Here is a 16,978-nt window from a genome sequence, read left to right on the forward strand (position 1 = left end):
GCACCGCCGTGGAAATCTGGAACGTTCACTACAATTATCATCGACCGCATTCAACACGCGGAGGACGACCGCCCGCCGCTTACCGCCGGCACCGCGTAACTAACGTCCGTTCCTCATACATCTAGTACTGGTTGCAGTGCCCGGCGTGCGAGGTCTGCTGTTTCCGGGTCTGAACCCCCGAATTTCACTGTCACATTCGGCATAGATACCCCTGCTGGTCGAGTGTCCGATTCCCTGGCCGGAAGCGTACGTATCGGGATTGCAAATCAGTACAGAAACACCAAAACGGGGCGCTAAGTCCCTACTTGCGGTGGATACGACTCCGTCTTTGGGTTGACGAAAAGGGGCCCGACCGCCGCGTGCGGTCCGGCTTCCGTTCTACGACTACGGGTTACGCCCCGAAGCCGAGGCTGGTGGTTTCGCCTGCTTCACGGGTGGGTGGCGAACTGCCGATGCTGCCGGGTGTTTGCGTCAACGCATAGCGAACTCCCCAAGCTACACCGTCCATACAGAATGACCCCCGCGACATAGTTGCCGCCTTCGACGAGGTGGCCGAATTCATTGAGGCGATAACTACCGGCCACCCGAAGGTGCCCCGTCCCGTGGTCGACCACCTAGATCGGCGGTTCCATGGTTCCGAAGAAGCTCAATGCCTGTGCGCAACGCCCCGGGATCTGGAAGTCGTAGCCGGTCTGCATCCAAGCTGTTCCATCAGCCTCTGCGATGAATGTCCCGATGGGTAGCGCTCGGAGACCCAAGTCATCGGTGCCAGTTTCCGCGATCTCATTGCCAACATGCCCCATGACGTTCTATGGTTCATTACATGAGTAATGAACCAGTGAACACCGAGCGCCGGTCATCGTGATCGACGACGGACGACCACTGTTCCAACAGATCGCCGAACAGATCGAGAGTTCGATCATCGACGGCTCACTACCCGAAGACGGGCAGGTGCCCTCAACCAACGAACTGGCGGCGTTCCACCGAATCAATCCGGCGACGGCAGCCAAGGGCCTCAATCAGCTCGTAGGCGAGGGGATCCTCTACAAGAAACGGGGAATCGGAATGTTCGTCACGGTCGGCGCCCGCGACGCACTCAGGTTCAGACGACGAGAAGCGTTCGCGCGCCAATACATCGAGCCGCTGGTCACGGAGGCCGACCGGCTCCAGATTTCCCTCGGCGAACTCAAATCCATGCTGGACGACAGGAAGGCGGACCGATGAACGCAAGCACGACAACGACCGAGCCCCGAGTCAGGCGTTTCGACGAAACTGAACTTGTCGCCTCGATGCGCTCCGTGGACAGAAAGTACGGGGATGTCGACGCGCTCGCGGACGTCTCGTTCGAGATCAGCCGCAACAAGATCTACGGCCTACTCGGCCGTAACGGCGCAGGCAAGACGACGATCATGCAGATACTGACCGGGCAGGACCTGCACACCAGCGGCGACGTCGAAGTTTTCGGGGCCGCCCCTTTCGAGAATGCCGACGTCCTGGCGAACGTGTGCTTCGTCAAGGAAAGCCAGACGTACCCCGAAGACCTCAAGGTCAAGCACGTACTCGTCGCCGCCGGCCATCTACTCCCGAATTGGGACCACGCGTTCGCCGAGACACTGCTTGACGATTTCCAACTTCCCCTGTGCCGCAAGGTGAAGAAGCTCTCGCGCGGCATGCGGTCAGCGTTGGGAGTGATCATCGGACTTGCCTCCCGTGCACCGCTCACGCTTTTCGACGAGCCGTATCTCGGTCTCGATGCCGTTGCACGCCAACTGTTCTACGATCGCCTGCTTGCGGACTACGCCGAACATCCTCGCACTGTGGTGCTTTCGACTCACCTGATCGACGAGGTAGCCAATCTACTCGAGCACGTGATTGTCGTCGACGGCGGCCGGATTGTCGTCGACGCAGACGCGGATGCACTGCGTAGCCGCGCCGTGGTGGTATCCGGTCCCATTGATGCGGTGGATGCCGTTGCTGCGTCCGGCAGGGTCCTGCGCCGGGAGACACTGGGCGCCCACAGCCGAATCATGTTGCAGGCCGATGTGACAGAGACCGAGCGAAACCGACTGCGGGAGGCAGGAGTCCAAGTGGAACCGGCATCTTTGCAGGAACTTGTCATCGCGACTTCGACGCAGCGCAAGGAGATCACCGTATGAGTATCGCAACGACAGAGCCACGGACGGTCCCGAAGACGCCCGCTCGGTCCAGGATCGGTGCCGTCCTACAACTGCACACGGTCGCGTGGCCGTTGCTGATCGCCTGGCCGGTGGGCATCCTGTTGATCTCGTTCCTGATCAGCTTCACTATCTACGCGATCGTCGGGAACGAGGAGGGTGAAGGATTCACCGGCAGTGTGTTCTCGGTCTACGGTTTCGTGCTGGCGTTCTACCTCCAGTCGATGACGCAGACGTTCCCATTCGCGCTCGGACTGAGCGTGACCCGCCGCGAGTTCTTCACTGCCACCACGGTTATGGCGCTGGCACAGTCCGCAGTCTTCGCAATCGCGCTGCAACTGCTGTCCGTGCTGGAGTCCGCCACCAACGGCTGGGGTGTGCACATGCGCATGTTCGGCATCGCACGCTATTTCACCGACAACACCGCCGTACAGTTGCTCGCACTGTTCGCGACGCTGCTGCTGACCAGTTCGATCGCAATGCTGGCAGGTGCTATCTACCAGCGGTGGAGGATCACCGGTCTACTCGCCTCCCTCACCGGGCTTTTCGGCTTCCTCGGCTTGTCAGCGATCGCGATCACCTGGGCTGGGTGGTGGCCGGCGATCGGTTCGTGGTTTGTCGATACTCCCCGAGTTGTACCGATGGCACTACTCCCTCTGGCCCTTGCCATCGCGTGCATCGCCGGAGCCTGGGCGACGTTGCGTCGAGCAACGCCGTGACCGCGCAATCATGTGCGACGCCACATGTCGCGTCGTCTCGAAGTGCTCGTCGGATCAAACCCGTCTAGACAGCTCGTCCCCCTCCCTGAGTCAGGAAAGGGGGACGAACGTCGCAACAGGGTGCTATCTCGTCCCCGATTTGGTCCGCTCTACTGCCGAGCCACCCGCTCGACAAAACTCGAAGCCCGCAGCACCAGTTCATCTTTCCGGTTCTGGCGCGCAGCGGCGGCATCGTAGCCGGCATACGGGAGCGGGGGGTCGTTACGAACATTGGACGAGCACTGGAAGTCTCGGCAGATCAGTGTTCCGACCGTGCTGCCACGTCGACCGGCGGGCCCGGCCAACTTGGCGCCGTAGAAGACGACCTCGTTGGGGAGTCGCGTGTCGCGGCACCAGGAGCACTGGGCGCGCGATCGCGGAGTGGCCTCGGCTTGAACGAGCAAGACTCCGATGGTCTCCCCGTCGAGTGTCGGGACGATCGCGTAGGCGCGTCGGCCCATTTTCGGATCTCGCCAGCCCAGGTAGTCGAGAGCGTCGAAGTCGATGGTGCCGAAGCCGTCCGGCAGGGTGAGATCGGACTTCTCCTTACGACTCGCGTTGACGAGGCTGGAACGAATAGATGTATCGGTCAAAATGATCATGGGTGTATACCAATCGTGGCTCGGTGAAGGTGGGTACAGCTCATGGCCCGATCAGCACCAAGTGCTGTCGGGTCCGAAATGCGCTATCTGTCGCCGGCGAAGACGACGCCGACAACCCCCTCACGCCCATGGGGCGTCACCGTGTACGTATCCACACCGCGATGGTAGCTACAGGCCTGCGTTACAGGCCACTCGATTTATCAGTCACGCCATACCGCCGTGAACTCGTACCAAGGTCCGCCGAGGTGAGTTGCGGAGAAATCATCGAACCCCGATGGTGGGCCGCTGGGCGAGTACACCCACCCACTCGAGGTGATGAACATGCTGTCGTTGTCGATGAAGTAGACCTCATCCGGCCGCACGACATGGGCACTACTGATATCGAACTGGCCGATCTCGAGCTCTTCCACGGTCGATTCAGGCTGCTCCAAAAGACCAATCGCGATGGTCTCGAACTCTCCGCTCTTGTCGAGGAAAGTTGCCGGCGGCATCAACAACACCAGAGCTGCTGCAGCGATGACGGCGATCGGGGAGGACAGAATCCACCACGACCACCGCCGGTCCTGGCCAAGGGCATAGAGGGTGCGGATCGCCCACACCAGACCGACCACGATCAAGATGAGCAGAGCCGCGGCGCTGACGAGGAAGGGATCCAACCATCTGTACTCCCCGAACGGCGAAGGCCACCAACCGTAATGCCGGCAGACCAACGCAATGAGCGGAACAACGGTGAATGCCAAAAGAATCGGCCCCGGTGGCTTGGACGACTCCGGAGGGTCAGCTACCAACCATTCACCCAGCGACTTCGGCCTTCTCATCACCCCACCGTATCTGCAGGTCATGGCAAAACTCAGCTACACGGCGAATACCTTTGCAGTACACGCACTCTCGTTCCACTCACAACAACCAACGCAGCGATCGGCACTCTCGCCGCAACCGACACAGATGGACAAACCTCACAATTCTCAGATTCAACGTGCCGATCATGCGACAATCGGACGGTGAACGAGACCGCGAGTGGAGTTTCGCACCCGCACCGACCGCGACTGCTGAGCGTCGGCGTCCTACTCTCCGCCGCCCTCCTGTGGTCCACTCCCCTCGCCGCTGCCGCGCCCACCGAACCTGGGCCGGCCAGTTGCATATCATTCGGAACCGCCCAACTGCCACCAGGTGCGCCCTCCGGTGGAGGTCGAGTCGGGTTGGCAAACCTACCGACATTCACCGGTTCAACCGCCCCCAGCTCGGTCCAGATCCGCACGCCAACTACGCAATTCAACCGTTTCTGGGACTTCGCGCTAGTCGACCACGACTTACTCGCTCGGCCGCGAGAGACAGGCGCATCAACGGCTCAACCGTGGCGTTTCGTGCCGATGCCCGAGTGCCTGCGTGGACGACTGGTCGGGATATCACTGGACGACGACGAACTCGTCGCGGTCGACGACAACGGCTGGATCTACACGATGGACAACGCATCCCAGGATCCGCTGGTGTGGAATTGGACCTCGGCATGGGGCGCACCGCTGTGGAGCGGTCCCGGCCGACAACTCCCCGGAGACCACCCGAACGGGTGGGCACTGAGCGTCTCGTCGCCTTGGGACAACCAAACTTTCACCGACGTCGCAGGACGGATTCACTTCGTCGGACTCGCCAAGATGACGATGATCCCCACGTTGACCGGGGACGGCAGCCGGATAACCTACGCGGACCCGTGGCTGCCCAACGACGACAGCTACGAGATCGGCGGCCCGCTCGGCGGGCGATTCCAGGCGGACTCGCTGTCGGCGGCCGGATCAACCACTTTCGTGATGAACAAGTACGGCGACATATACACCCGCACATTTGATTTCGATTCTTCGGGATCGGACTCGATCTTCTTCCGCTACAGCTGGGAAGATCAGTCGGACAAGCCGTCGGCACCCAACCTCGTGGCCGAAACACTCGACCGCAGCACCGCCGCGATCCGACTTCCGGCCCCAGACTGGGTGCACCAGCCCAAAATTCCCGGTGAAGTCACATCCGCGATCAGTGTGCACTCACTCGGTCCCGGCCCGAACCGGCGGGAGTTGCGCGTCGAGGGTCTCCGCGGCGCCGAATCCGGCTTCTGGCACAAGGATCTCGTCGGGGATGCCTGGGAGTTCACGCCGACCGGCGCGTCCCTCCTCGGCACACTGATCGAAAACGCGCCGACAGACCGGTCGACGGATACCCTGTCCCCCGCTGCCCCCTGGCACTTGTCCACGACCCTGCCCGCCCGCGACGGTGCCATCGACGGTCAGGCTCTGATCGACATCGGGTTTCCGTACTCTGTGGTGGATCCGCGTCTGCTCGACGCGATCGGCCAGCACGCACAACCGTCCGGATACCGACTGGACGTGGACCATTTCGACCCGGTCGCCACCACGCGGACCGCGACCGTGACTGCACCGGATGGCACGGTTCTTCCGGTCGTCCTGCACACCGCCGACGGACTACGGATGGCTCCCCGCGCATCCGGCCTCGATGCCGATCCGCGCCACCTCGTCGGGGCAATCGAGATCCCGTCGGACGCGTACGCGGATCGGGCATCGAACCCCGCTCTGGACGCGTTCGTGCAGGACTGGATGCGCGGAAACCCCATTGCCGCGATCACGCTCAGCGCCACCGACCACGACTTGGTGATCCGCTAGCCGAAACCATCGCCGTCCACCGTGTCGCCTCGATTAGGCTCAGCAGATGGTCGACACCACACCCGACGTGCCGATATCACCCGTCGACGCTGCGAGCTTCCAGCTCGGTGTGCACGTCCAGCCCTACCTGGTCACTATTGCCGGACTGCTCGCTCCTGGTGGCTTCGTCGATCGAGACGGTCGACCTGATCTAGTGCGACTTCACCGCACTCTCGCCGCTCACATCGCGCAGGAGCCGTTACTGCGGCAGCGACCGATCATGCGGAACGGGTCATGGTGGTGGACGGAAAACGACATCGACTTCGACCTCCATCTCTCGCTTGACGGACGCGGGCCTACAGAACCCGACTTCGAATCCGTCTGTGGTCGACTCGTGATGCAACCCCTCGACACCACCCGACCGTTGTGGCACATCGCCTTCGTTCCTGCAGCTCGACCGGGTCTGTGCGGCATTGTCATCCGAGTGCATCACGCGGTTCTCGACGGCGCCAGAGCCAGCGACCTTTTCGAGCGCTTGTTCGCCTCACCTGATTCGAAAAGTACCGACCCGGGCGCTCCCGTGCCGAACATCCCTCCGAAGGCCGCCGGTTCCCTCGACCTCCTCCGATTTCGAATCGGTACTTTCCTGCACCGGCCAATCCGATCACGGGTGTTGCTGGGCGCCATTGGTCCCACGAGATCGATCTCGTCCGTCAACGTCCGCACCTCTCTGATCGAGCATGCCGCGCAGCAAGCGGGAGGCACTTTGAACGATGCCTATCTCGTTGCGGTGGGCGGCGGACTGCGATTCATCCTCCAAGAATGCGGCGAGCCCATCCCCAAGTCGATTGCGGTATCGGTACCCGTCGCAGTCACAGCGATCGGTAGCGCACGCAATGCCGTCGGGTTCATGATCATCGACCTTCCACTTCGTGAAACCGACCCACAACGCACAGTCGCGATCGTCGCGAAGCAAACCGCTGCGGCCAAACCTTCCGCACGCGCTGCGGGAACAACCTTTCGGTCACCGCGTATCGCCGGCGTTTTCGACAAGCTCGCAAAGCGGCAGCACATGATCGGTGCAGTCGTGTCCAACGTCCATGGACCGCGCGGCCCGCTCACGCTCGACGGGGCAGCGCTAGTCGAACTCTGGCCTCTGGGCCCGTTGGCGGGCAATGTCCGCGTCGGCTTCACCGCAGCGTCCTACAACGACACATTCTGGATCGGAATCCAGACCGATGCCGAGCATCTCCCACCTGCAAGCAAGATCGCCCGAGCCGTCGAACGGACTCTCGACGAAATAGCCGGCACTGCACACTGACTGGATCTACTGCCACTATCCGATGCACCTCGCCGCTTGGGCAACGGATACTGTCGAGACGTCTCGACAACATCTCCACTGATTCGAGCCTGCAAGCCGGTGTCGTCACGACACGATCGTCACGAGGAAGGCGAAAGATGTTCACACCTGCAGAATTCGGCAAGGTCTCGGTACTGGTTCCTGAGAACGGTGGTGCCGTCCCCTACGGGAACACCGTGGTAGTGCACGGATCTGAAAGCACGCTCGTCATCGACCCTTCGCTCTCCCTCGACCGCGACCCCGTCGGCGCAGACCTCGTATTCGTCAGCCACGGGCACGAGGACCACATCGCCGGACTACGCCATTTCGACACCCCGGCCTATGCGCACCATCTCGACGCACCCGCAGTCGCATCCCTCGACACGATGCTCACCAATTACGGCCTTCCTCCGAACGAACGAGTCGAGGTCCAGCAGTCGATTGCTACGCAATACGGCATACCCCCGACCCACGAGAACGTGTCGGGGATCGCGGGCGGCCACGCCTTCGACCTGGGCGACCGCACTGCGACAGTCATTCATTTGCCAGGGCACACCCGCGGACACTGCGGGGTCCTCGTCGAACCAGACGGCTTCTTCTACGTCGCCGACATCGATCTCACCTCCTTCGGCCCGATGTACGGCGACCTGGGTAGCAGCGTCAACGACTTCCTCGACTCCATCGACCACATCGCAACGATCGACGCACGCTGGTACGGAACATTCCATCAGAAGGGCGTGGTCGAGGGCAGCGACGAGTTCCGTCGCCGGTTGTCCGCATACCGCGACAAATTACTGAGCCGCGAAGACCGTCTCATCCAATTCCTCGGCGAACCAAAACTCTTGGAAGACATAGTCGCTCATCGACTCGTCTACCGCCCCCACGTATCGGCCCCGTACGTCGACGCCGTCGAACGACGGACAGCTCAGCTACACCTCGAACGACTCATCGCATCCGGTGCCGTCACAGTCGACGAAGACAAGGTGTTTCGCCGGACCCTCTGACATCCCTGGCGAACTGATCGCGCCATTTCGGATACTTCCGAGAATCGGACCGAAGTTCACCGAAAAAATCTGGCACTCGAGGTTGCAGAGTGCCAGTTTGGCTGGTTATCATGTTCTCGCACAGTAAGTTCGGTCGCCGTCGAGGTGACGGTGACCTTTCTTAGACGATACGGGAGGTGTGTTGCTGTGCTTCGTTTCGATCCTTTCACCGACATCGACGCGATCACCAAGTCCCTGCTTGCCACCGGAACCGGCAGCAGCCGAAGTCCACGTTTCATGCCGATGGACCTCTACAAGATCGATGACCACTACGTCCTTCACGCCGATCTTCCCGGCGTCGACCCAGGATCAGTGGACGTACAGGTAGACGGCTCGACCCTCACCCTGACCGCGCACCGCAGCGCCATTTCCGAAGAGGGAGTGACGTGGCTGGCCGGTGAGCGTTTCACAGGAACATACAGAAGGCAGCTGTCCATCAGTGAGGACATCGATTCCGAACGGATCGTCGCCTCATACGACAACGGCGTGTTGACCGTGACCTTGCCGATCGCAGAGAAGGCGAAACCGCGGCGGATCGAAATCTCGTCGGGACCGCCGTCCCGCACCGCAAACTCCGAGGTGAAAACCCAAGGACAGATCGAAGCCTGACCTGAACGGCTTGGCACGAAATCGACTGTACGAGAACCTTTCATCCAGGAGGTCCACTATGCCCGCGCCAATCATGGCCCCCGCCGCAGCTCTGGCTGAACCGGTCGTCTAGAACGAAGACCCGCAGCGGCAAGGCTGGTGGAAGCGCATCCTCGCGGCCACCCCGCCCGAGAACCCCACCAACGAAGAATTTCAACCCTGACAAAACCAGACCGTGTTCGCCGAATACGGTCACCCACAAATGAATTGATGCCTTCCGTCCGTCCACCGAGGCGGACGGACGGCATTTACAGGCGCTCTACACACGTTCAGCTCGATGAAGCATTCCGGCCGAACCGAAGAGCCATCACCTGCAGCAGGTCAGGAACCGCCCGAAATGGGCGAAGCAGGACGAAACACTCACACAACAAGGACGAAGCTCGCCGCCACCTGCCAACCGTGACTCGTACGGTTGAAATGTAGACGTCAGTGACTGCGCTGACGCTTACCGACCTCGTCGGTCCCCTGAATTGTGTGGCCGTCGAGGTCGTCTCATGTCTATACCCAAACTGAAAGTGGTCAGCCCTCAACCCTCGTCGGAGGAGATGCCGTCGCCAGACCCTCCAGAAGGATTGCCAGACCGCGCTCGAGTTCGTCCTGCCCGTCGTAGTGAGCCATGATCGTAGCCATCGACCGCAGTCTCGGAAACTCGGCAAGCGCAAGCCGATGCAGACCGAGTCGCAAGAGATCGTCCGTCTCCTCGGGATTTTCGACTATTTCCTGAAGCTCGTTGAGAATGTGCCCGTTGAGGAAGCCGAACACTGCTCGGTAGATGTGTAATGCGTCTTCAGGAGTGAAACCGGCCCGTATCAGCAGTTCGAGAATCGCTTCGAGGTAGCGCAACGTCCCGGGAGGACGCAATCCGAGCGGCGTGGACAGCGGCCGAGTGACCAGCAAAGGAACCACGTTGGGGTGCGCGAGCGCGAGGCGGCGATACCCGTACGCAACCGCGTGCAGCTGCCCCCTCCAGTCGCGATCGGACGGGTCGACGACCAGTTGTTCGAGCACGGTCTCGACGACCCCGTCCAGCAGGGCCGCCTTGTTGGCCGCGTACCTGTAGAGAGTCATCGGATTTCTGTCGAGCGCTTTGCCCAGTCGGCGCATGGAGAGGCCGTCGGCACCTTCCTCGTCGATGATCGCCAACGCCGTCGAGAGTACGAGCGCCCTGGTGAGGGGCTCCTCGCGGTCCGCGGCGGGAATCAAACCCTTAGTGCGATCTGGCGAGTGTCCGGTCATCCACAAAACATACATCGTATGCCTACGCGTTGACAGAACAGTACGGCTGGTTTACTGTTCGGATACGCCCTATGCATACAACGTATACACACATCGTACACCCGGAATGTCCGGATTTACGTGGGCGCTCATCGATACGTCCCGGCGCCGGAGTCGGCGCGGACGTACGGACTCACTTTCGTCGCATGAGTCCCTTCTTCAAAGGATCGAAGATGAACAGAACATGACAGCACCCACCGCAACACGACGCTCGCGGTTCTTTCAATTCTCGGGTATTGCAACGATTTCCGTTTTCTCCGTCGGCATTCTCGTCTTGCCGGCCGGCACTGCCGGCGCGGAAGCGACTGCTGTCGGACTCGGCACCGCTGAGCCCTTTGCAGTCCTTGCCGGAGCAGGAATCACCAACACCGGACCGACAACCCTCGGCGGCGATATCGGCACGTATCCGACTCCAACCATCACCGGTGTATCGGACCTGACGATTGCCGGCACCAATCATGGTGGCGACGCGGTATCGCAGGGAGCGAAACCCGACGTGCTGACTGCCTACAACACTCTTGCCGGTCAGGGACCCACACAACCGACGGGAGACGACTTGACCGGTCGGACACTGGTTTCGGGTGTCTACAACTCCGGTTCGTCGATCGCACTGTCGGGAACCGTCACCCTCGACGCGCAAGGTGACCCCGATGCAGTCTTCGTCTTCCAGGCGGGATCAACGCTGATCACATCGTCGTCCAGCACCGTTGCACTGATCAACGGAACGCAGGCATGCAATGTTTTCTGGCAGGTTGGAAGTTCCGCCACCCTGGGCACCAACTCCGTCTTCCGAGGAAACCTGTTGGCGCTGACAGACATTACTGCCACAACCGAGGCAACCGTCGAGGGTCGACTGTTGGCGATCAATGGCGCGGTCACTCTGGATACGAACACCGTTACGATCCCGACCTGTGCGCCTCCTGTCACGACCACGACTCCGACCACTACGACGACTACGGTCCCGCCTGACACCGCGACAACTACAACCACGACGGTCGTCCCGCCGGAGGTGACTACAACCACGACGGTCGTCCCGCCGGAGGTGACTACAACCACGACGGTCGTCCCGCCGGAGGTGACTACAACCACGACGGTCGTCCCGCCGGAGGTGACTACAACCACGACGGTCGTCCCGCCGGAGGTGACTACAACCACGACNTGGTACACCGGTGGAAGCGACGACCACCACACCAGGGCCGAACGGCACGACTACAACCACTGTGGACGTACCGCCGATCATCACGACCAGCCGAAACATTCCGTCCATACCCGAGATTCCCGGTCTCCCACCACTGCCGGGAATACCTCCCACCGTTCCCGGGACGGTAACCGTCCCGTCTCGGGTGCCGACGACGTCAGCTTCTCGAACGGGTACCCCGACCACTCAACCGGTAGGCCCGGAATCCCCGAATGTTCGAGCCCCTCAGGTGCAGCAGGTACCACGAGGGTCGGTCGACACCGGTGACGGAAGCACACAATCCCAACGCGGCGGACAGTCCAGTGGAGGGTGGATCGCCCTGCTCGTCGGCTTCTTCAGCGTCGTGGCTATGTCGGCCCTCGTCATCCGTCGGACAAGTCGATAGATGAAAGACGAAAACTCCGTGATGGCTCCGCGAACTCGCCGAGCCATCACGGCTCTCGCCCTTACTGTTTCAGTACTCGTAACGGTGGTCGGATGCGCCGGTGGACAATCCGACAGCGGAAATTCACAACCAATCTCGTCGCCTCGACAAGACACCACATCCGCGCCGCGCGCCACTGACTCTGCACTGCCCGAAAGGGCGCCGGTAACTGCTGACCACCGCCCCGCGCGCCTCGAAATCCCGTCCATCGGCGTCGACACCGACATCATCGATCTCGGACTCGATACCGATGGAGCACTCGAGGTCCCACCGGATGGGAAGGACGCAGGGTGGTACACCGGCGCTCCCGCCCCCGGTGAGGTCGGACCGGCAATCATCGCCGGCCACGTCGACTGGCAAGGCACCGACGGGGTCTTCTTCGATCTGCGGAATCTCGAAACAGGAGCCGACATCATCGTCACCCGCGAAGACGGAAGTCGCGCAGTGTTCACCGCTACCAGTGTCGAACACTTCCCCAAAGAGGACTTTCCCACCGACGTCGTATACGGCGACATCGACCACCCCGGACTCCGGATCATCACGTGCGGTGGATCCTTCGACGAAACCGCACGCAGTTACAACGACAACATCATCGCATTCGCCGACCTGGCCTAACCGCCTGAGACGCCGCAGCACACCACTTCGAAAGTCCGCACGAACCGTTGGAGAGCAATGACCGTATTCCACTTTCCCGTGCTCGAGAAGTTTCGATGACAGACACCGACGACATTCGAGCGAGCGCCGAAGCAGGTGTCGACGCTCCTGCATGGCGGGATCGGAAGCGTTACTGGTGGCCGTTGGGATTGCTGATCCCGCTGAGTCCCTTCCTGTCCTGGCTGCTGGTCGAATATTTGCACCTCGGCCTGTTCTGGGCGACCGGTGCCTGGATCCTGATTCTCGTCATCCCGATCGTCGACGTCGCAGTCGGCGCAGATGGCCGCAGCCCACCCGACAACGTGATCGCGGCATTGCAGGACGACCGCTACTACCGCTGGTGTACCTACCTGTTCGTGCCACTCCAATACGCTGGCCTCGTCTTCGCCGCATGGTGTTGGGCGCACGCCCCGATGGCAACCGGAGAGAAGATCGCACTGGCGATGACCGTCGGCGTCGTTGCGGGCGTCGGTATCAATGCCGCACACGAACTAGGCCACAAGAGCAGCCGCCTCGAGCGGCGGTTGGCGAAAATTGTGCTCGCTCAATCGTTCTACGGGCACTTCTACATCGAGCACAATCACGGTCACCACGTCAACGTTGCGACGCCGCGCGATCCCGCCAGTGCTCGTTTCGGGGAATCGTTCTGGATATTCCTGCCCCGCAGCGTATTCGGAGGTCTGAAATCGGGCTGGCGGATCGAATCAGCACGCCTGCGCCGGCAGGGTTCACCCGCACTGTCGCCTCGAAACAACATCGTGCAGGCATGGTCGCTGAGCGCCGCACTGTTCGGGACGTTGATCACCTTATTCGGGTGGCAGATACTGCCCTGGCTGCTCCTGCAAGCCTTGGCCGGGATCACGTTCCTCGAGGCCGCAAACTACCTCGAACACTACGGATTGCTCCGTGCGCGAAGACAAGACGGCAGCTTTGTCAAAGCCCGGCCCGAAGACAGTTGGAACAGTGATCATCTCTTGTCCAATTTGTTCCTGTACCAATTACAACGACACAGTGACCATCACGCGAATCCGCGTCTGCGCTACCAATCTCTGCGCAGCGCTCCAACCGCTCCGCAACTCCCTGCCGGATACGCGGTGATGATCGTCTGCGCTGCCGTACCACCACTGTGGCGGCGGATGATGGATCACCGTGTCCTCGGCTACTACAACGGCAACGTCGAGCTCATTCACACCAAGGCGACGATATGAATGACAATGCCCGAGACGACGACCACAGCGACGGGCACTACACGGCCACCGGGCCGACCAAACACGCCAGAGCTGCGTACCAGCCGGCGCGCACCCGGCTCAGACGAGCCGCACCGAGCCTGGACGTCGTCGCTGCCGCGGAGTACCTGTTGACCCAGCCCGACGCATACCTCTATCGCCGCCGATACCTCGACCTGATCACTCAAACCCCCGGGCCCGACGGAACATCGATCACCGACTACGCCGCAGCTGAACGCTACCTACTTGTCACCGCTACCGCGCACCGCAGAACTCATAGTGAGGTTCGTCCATTGCCGGCACCCGGCGATTTTCTGTGAAGTGGTCACCGCAGTGTTTGATGCCAGAGAGTGACAACAGCCTGACGAATTCGGGAGCGCAGCATTTGTCATTTGCCATCACAGCTTTGATTCGCGCTCGCCAATGTCATCGAGGATCAAGAACTCGATCTTCGCTCGCTCCCCGTCCGCATCGAAGTCGTTGTCGCGGTCTGAGACACGCGTGATCAGTTCCGTCAGTGCCGCATGGATCGTCGTGTACAGAAATGCACGCGGGTCGGGCACCCCCATCACGTCGTCAGTGTTCATCTGTACCTGCGCCGTAGCGGTACGCCTGCCCAGAAATACACGCGGAAGCCGGATCCCGGTCGGATCGGTCACCACGGAGATGTCGCCACCAACGACAACAAACAGATCGAAGTCGTACTGCATCGCGATGCCCCTCAGCCGGTGTCTGAGCCGAGTCAACTCCTCGATGAAGTCAAGCGGCACCGACGGTCCACCGAATACTGTCCTGAACGTGACCCCGCGAGTCATCGATCTGCCCCCTTTACGAATCATCCATTTCAGGATCGAGGGCCATACCCTCTGTGTCCCCCACGCCAAGTGCTCGGGCATATCGACCGGCATACCGCTCCAGTGCGACTGCTGAATCGGCCTCACCTTCCCATTGATCCGGAATCGCGGTGCCGTCACACGTTGTTCGCGACACTTGCGCCTCGGAGAACTCGACAGCGGTCCGGGTGAAGGAACACCGCACAAAACTCGTGGCCGCCGAGAATCGTGCGCCGCCGAAAGTGCACTCCACGAATGAGGTATCGGCGAACTGCGCACCAGTCAGGTCTGTGTCGTCGAATGCGCATCGTTCGAACACAGTATTGGGCACGGAGCGGAGCCCGCGTGCTTTGGCTCCAGTGAAATCGCAATCGACGACCCTCGGTCCGAGCGCCACACGCGAGAGCGTCGCACCCCGGAAACTGCACCGTTCGAGTCGGCGATTGAAACGGGGCTGTCCGGTCAGTGCCACGAAATCGAAACGGCAGTCGAATAATTCGGATTCGAAGACGGAGATCGAACCCCGAGCGAAGCTCAGATCAATCCGTTCCAACGTGAGATACCGAATGTCCAATCCAGCGCTACCCGCTGTCAGGCCACGCACATCGATCAGCCCGTCATCGGTCTCCGCCCGTGGGGAGACGAGAGTGTGGGGAGGCTTGACGATCCGCGACTGATCGAGCAATTGCGCCCGTAAATTATCGACGTCCTCATCTGACCAACGTCGACGTAGGGAGGTGATCGCGGACCGGTTCACGGGCTCAATAGTATCGGCAAGATCCCCATTGATTGGCCGTGGCTGCCCGAGAAGCGAACCACCACACATCAGTACTTCGGTAGGAATCACTTCTCGGAGCGCGCAAAACAGCCGGACCGTGAAATGCACGGCCCGGCTGCAGCGCTCACGCGCACGAAGTGGAACTCGGAGTCAACTGGGGTACTGAAACCGGTCGTGTACGAGCCGTTGACTCATCTCCGGATCAGTATCGAATTATCAACTCTCACAAGTTGATCACGTCGCCCACAAGGATCTGATCGGGATTGACGATCTGCGGATTCATGTCCCACACCTGCTGCCAGGTGAGACCTCGTTCTGTCGCGAGGTCGAACAATGTATCACCGGCTGCAACGACTACCTCTGAGCCGGGCGCTGGAGTCTCCGACTCCGGAATGCTTTCTACCGGTGCAGATTCGGATGTCTCAGAGTAGACAACGGGAGCAGGCGCCGGTTCCGGTGCAAATTCGGGTGCTACGTCCTGTGCCGGCGCGGGCGCGGGCGCGGGAGCAATACTCGACCCGGTATCGCACGCCCCGATCGAACTCAGGAAGGACATGGGATCGACTGCGCCTCCACTGTGAATGCGGAGATGCAGATGTGGACCGGTGGAGCTACCGGTGTTGCCCGTTGCCCCGATCTCGTCGCCTACCTCGACGTGTTGCCCCACACCGACCCATGTTTCGGAGAGGTGGCCCATCTGAATCTGCTCGCCACTGTCCGCTTCCAACTGGATGTACGTTCCATATCCACCCGGATCATTGGGTCCGGCAACAGAAATCGTGCCCGATGTGGGCGCGTGGAGCGCGGTGCCGACGTTGACAGCGAAGTCGACTCCGTCATGTCCCGCGTGGTAACCCTGCGAAAGTGATCCGCTTACCGGCCACTCCCAATTGCAACTCGCCGACCAGCCCTGCGCACCGGCGGTACCTGCATTGGCTACTGCTCCGGCCCCCACAAGGGCGCCCAGTCCCGCAGTTACGGCGATGAATCGTTTTGTGCTGGAAGGCTTGTGTTTTCTGTGCTTACTCATGTTTTCCTTGACTGATGTGCTCGGAGCAGGTGCAGGCTCTACCCGCAGACAGCACTCAATACGTGCTGAGCTACTTGGTGTATCGCACCAAGACTCCGTTGGAGTGAAATGTTCGGATCGCGCCATGGAGAGAGGTACGGTGACCGCTCTCGAACGCGAGCGCGCGCATAGACCCGCAGGTCTGTATCTCCTGGTGACAGCACAGGAGATACGGGTTCTACATCGAGGCAGTGCCTGAATCGATCGTTGATCGAGGACTACGAATGCCGGAACAAACCGAAGGCTTCTCATTCGAAGATCGACAGGGTGGGTGTCTACCCGGATGGTCGGAAAGGGGGTGGAACATGGAGA

18 protein-coding genes are annotated in these 16,978 nt (G+C 61.0%); 11 read left to right on the plus strand and 7 right to left on the minus strand.

What is annotated here, in order from left to right; all coding sequences use genetic code 11:
* Positions 1–614: 614 nt before the first annotated feature.
* The gene (locus tag ATN37_RS21715) at positions 615–803 is read right to left on the minus strand and encodes a hypothetical protein (RefSeq protein ID WP_218695599.1); all 189 of its coding nucleotides are present in this window, start codon (positions 801–803) and stop codon (positions 615–617) included.
* A 58-nt stretch (positions 804–861) separates the two neighbouring features.
* On the opposite strand from ATN37_RS21715, the gene ATN37_RS21720 reads away from it, so the two are divergent.
* The 3 genes from ATN37_RS21720 to ATN37_RS21730 are packed head-to-tail and all read left to right on the plus strand — an operon-like array spanning position 862 to position 2,893.
* A complete protein-coding gene (locus ATN37_RS21720) occupies positions 862–1,224 on the plus strand; it encodes a GntR family transcriptional regulator (protein WP_218695600.1) in 363 nt (120 codons plus the stop codon).
* The gene (locus tag ATN37_RS21725; protein WP_058227586.1) at positions 1,221–2,156 is read left to right on the plus strand and encodes an ABC transporter ATP-binding protein; all 936 of its coding nucleotides are present in this window, start codon (positions 1,221–1,223) and stop codon (positions 2,154–2,156) included. The genes ATN37_RS21720 and ATN37_RS21725 overlap by 4 nt, the downstream gene beginning before the upstream one ends.
* A complete protein-coding gene (locus ATN37_RS21730) occupies positions 2,153–2,893 on the plus strand; it encodes an ABC transporter permease (protein WP_218695601.1) in 741 nt (246 codons plus the stop codon). Before ATN37_RS21725 ends, ATN37_RS21730 begins: the two co-directional genes overlap by 4 nt.
* A gap of 149 nt (positions 2,894–3,042) precedes the next feature.
* Here ATN37_RS21730 and ATN37_RS21735 read toward each other — a convergent pair whose 3' ends face one another.
* Positions 3,043–3,534 (minus strand): FBP domain-containing protein, encoded by a 492-nt coding sequence (locus ATN37_RS21735; RefSeq protein WP_007726512.1) that lies wholly within the window; start codon positions 3,532–3,534, stop codon positions 3,043–3,045.
* A gap of 200 nt (positions 3,535–3,734) precedes the next feature.
* Positions 3,735–4,352: a DUF1109 domain-containing protein gene (locus ATN37_RS21740; RefSeq protein WP_218695602.1), complete on the minus strand. Its 618-nt coding sequence runs from the start codon at positions 4,350–4,352 to the stop codon at positions 3,735–3,737.
* 183 nt (positions 4,353–4,535) lie between these two features.
* Between ATN37_RS21740 and ATN37_RS21745 the strand changes: the two genes are divergently transcribed.
* From ATN37_RS21745 to ATN37_RS21760, 4 genes are all read left to right on the plus strand, one after another.
* A complete protein-coding gene (locus ATN37_RS21745; protein ID WP_230793318.1) occupies positions 4,536–6,200 on the plus strand; it encodes a hypothetical protein in 1,665 nt (554 codons plus the stop codon).
* A gap of 46 nt (positions 6,201–6,246) precedes the next feature.
* Complete coding sequence (locus ATN37_RS21750; RefSeq protein WP_218695603.1) at positions 6,247–7,500, plus strand: wax ester/triacylglycerol synthase domain-containing protein; 1,254 nt, start codon at positions 6,247–6,249, stop codon at positions 7,498–7,500.
* A gap of 137 nt (positions 7,501–7,637) precedes the next feature.
* Positions 7,638–8,522: an MBL fold metallo-hydrolase gene (locus ATN37_RS21755; protein ID WP_218695604.1), complete on the plus strand. Its 885-nt coding sequence runs from the start codon at positions 7,638–7,640 to the stop codon at positions 8,520–8,522.
* Between the two features lie 186 nt (positions 8,523–8,708).
* Complete coding sequence (locus ATN37_RS21760; protein WP_007726499.1) at positions 8,709–9,170, plus strand: Hsp20/alpha crystallin family protein; 462 nt, start codon at positions 8,709–8,711, stop codon at positions 9,168–9,170.
* A 558-nt stretch (positions 9,171–9,728) separates the two neighbouring features.
* On the opposite strand, the gene ATN37_RS21765 is transcribed toward ATN37_RS21760, so the two are convergent.
* Complete coding sequence (locus ATN37_RS21765) at positions 9,729–10,445, minus strand: TetR/AcrR family transcriptional regulator C-terminal domain-containing protein (RefSeq protein WP_083056115.1); 717 nt, start codon at positions 10,443–10,445, stop codon at positions 9,729–9,731.
* Between the two features lie 223 nt (positions 10,446–10,668).
* Between ATN37_RS21765 and ATN37_RS21770 the strand changes: the two genes are divergently transcribed.
* The 4 genes from ATN37_RS21770 to ATN37_RS21785 all read left to right on the plus strand — a co-directional run bounded on the left by ATN37_RS21770 (position 10,669) and on the right by ATN37_RS21785 (position 14,306).
* Positions 10,669–11,949 (plus strand): ice-binding family protein, encoded by a 1,281-nt coding sequence (locus tag ATN37_RS21770; protein ID WP_256933442.1) that lies wholly within the window; start codon positions 10,669–10,671, stop codon positions 11,947–11,949.
* A gap of 118 nt (positions 11,950–12,067) precedes the next feature.
* A complete protein-coding gene (locus ATN37_RS21775; RefSeq protein WP_007726493.1) occupies positions 12,068–12,721 on the plus strand; it encodes a class F sortase in 654 nt (217 codons plus the stop codon).
* Between the two features lie 95 nt (positions 12,722–12,816).
* Positions 12,817–13,968 (plus strand): alkane 1-monooxygenase, encoded by a 1,152-nt coding sequence (locus tag ATN37_RS21780; RefSeq protein WP_007726486.1) that lies wholly within the window; start codon positions 12,817–12,819, stop codon positions 13,966–13,968.
* Positions 13,965–14,306 carry a hypothetical protein gene (locus ATN37_RS21785; protein WP_003943650.1) on the plus strand — a complete coding sequence of 114 codons (342 nt, stop codon included), beginning with the start codon at positions 13,965–13,967 and terminating at the stop codon, positions 14,304–14,306. Before ATN37_RS21780 ends, ATN37_RS21785 begins: the two co-directional genes overlap by 4 nt.
* Before the next feature lie 78 nt (positions 14,307–14,384).
* Here ATN37_RS21785 and ATN37_RS21790 read toward each other — a convergent pair whose 3' ends face one another.
* From ATN37_RS21790 to ATN37_RS21800, 3 genes are all read right to left on the minus strand, one after another.
* On the minus strand, positions 14,385–14,801 hold the full coding sequence (locus ATN37_RS21790; protein ID WP_042452357.1) for a hypothetical protein: 417 nt from the start codon (positions 14,799–14,801) through the stop codon (positions 14,385–14,387).
* 13 nt (positions 14,802–14,814) lie between these two features.
* The gene (locus tag ATN37_RS21795) at positions 14,815–15,576 is read right to left on the minus strand and encodes a pentapeptide repeat-containing protein (RefSeq protein WP_218695605.1); all 762 of its coding nucleotides are present in this window, start codon (positions 15,574–15,576) and stop codon (positions 14,815–14,817) included.
* A 244-nt stretch (positions 15,577–15,820) separates the two neighbouring features.
* Positions 15,821–16,627, minus strand: a complete 807-nt coding sequence (locus ATN37_RS21800) for a peptidoglycan DD-metalloendopeptidase family protein (protein WP_244993261.1) — start codon at positions 16,625–16,627, stop codon at positions 15,821–15,823.
* Positions 16,628–16,978: the final 351 nt, after the last annotated feature.

The organism is Rhodococcus sp. MH15, assembly GCF_019266045.1.
GTDB lineage: Bacteria > Actinomycetota > Actinomycetes > Mycobacteriales > Mycobacteriaceae > Rhodococcus_F > Rhodococcus_F qingshengii.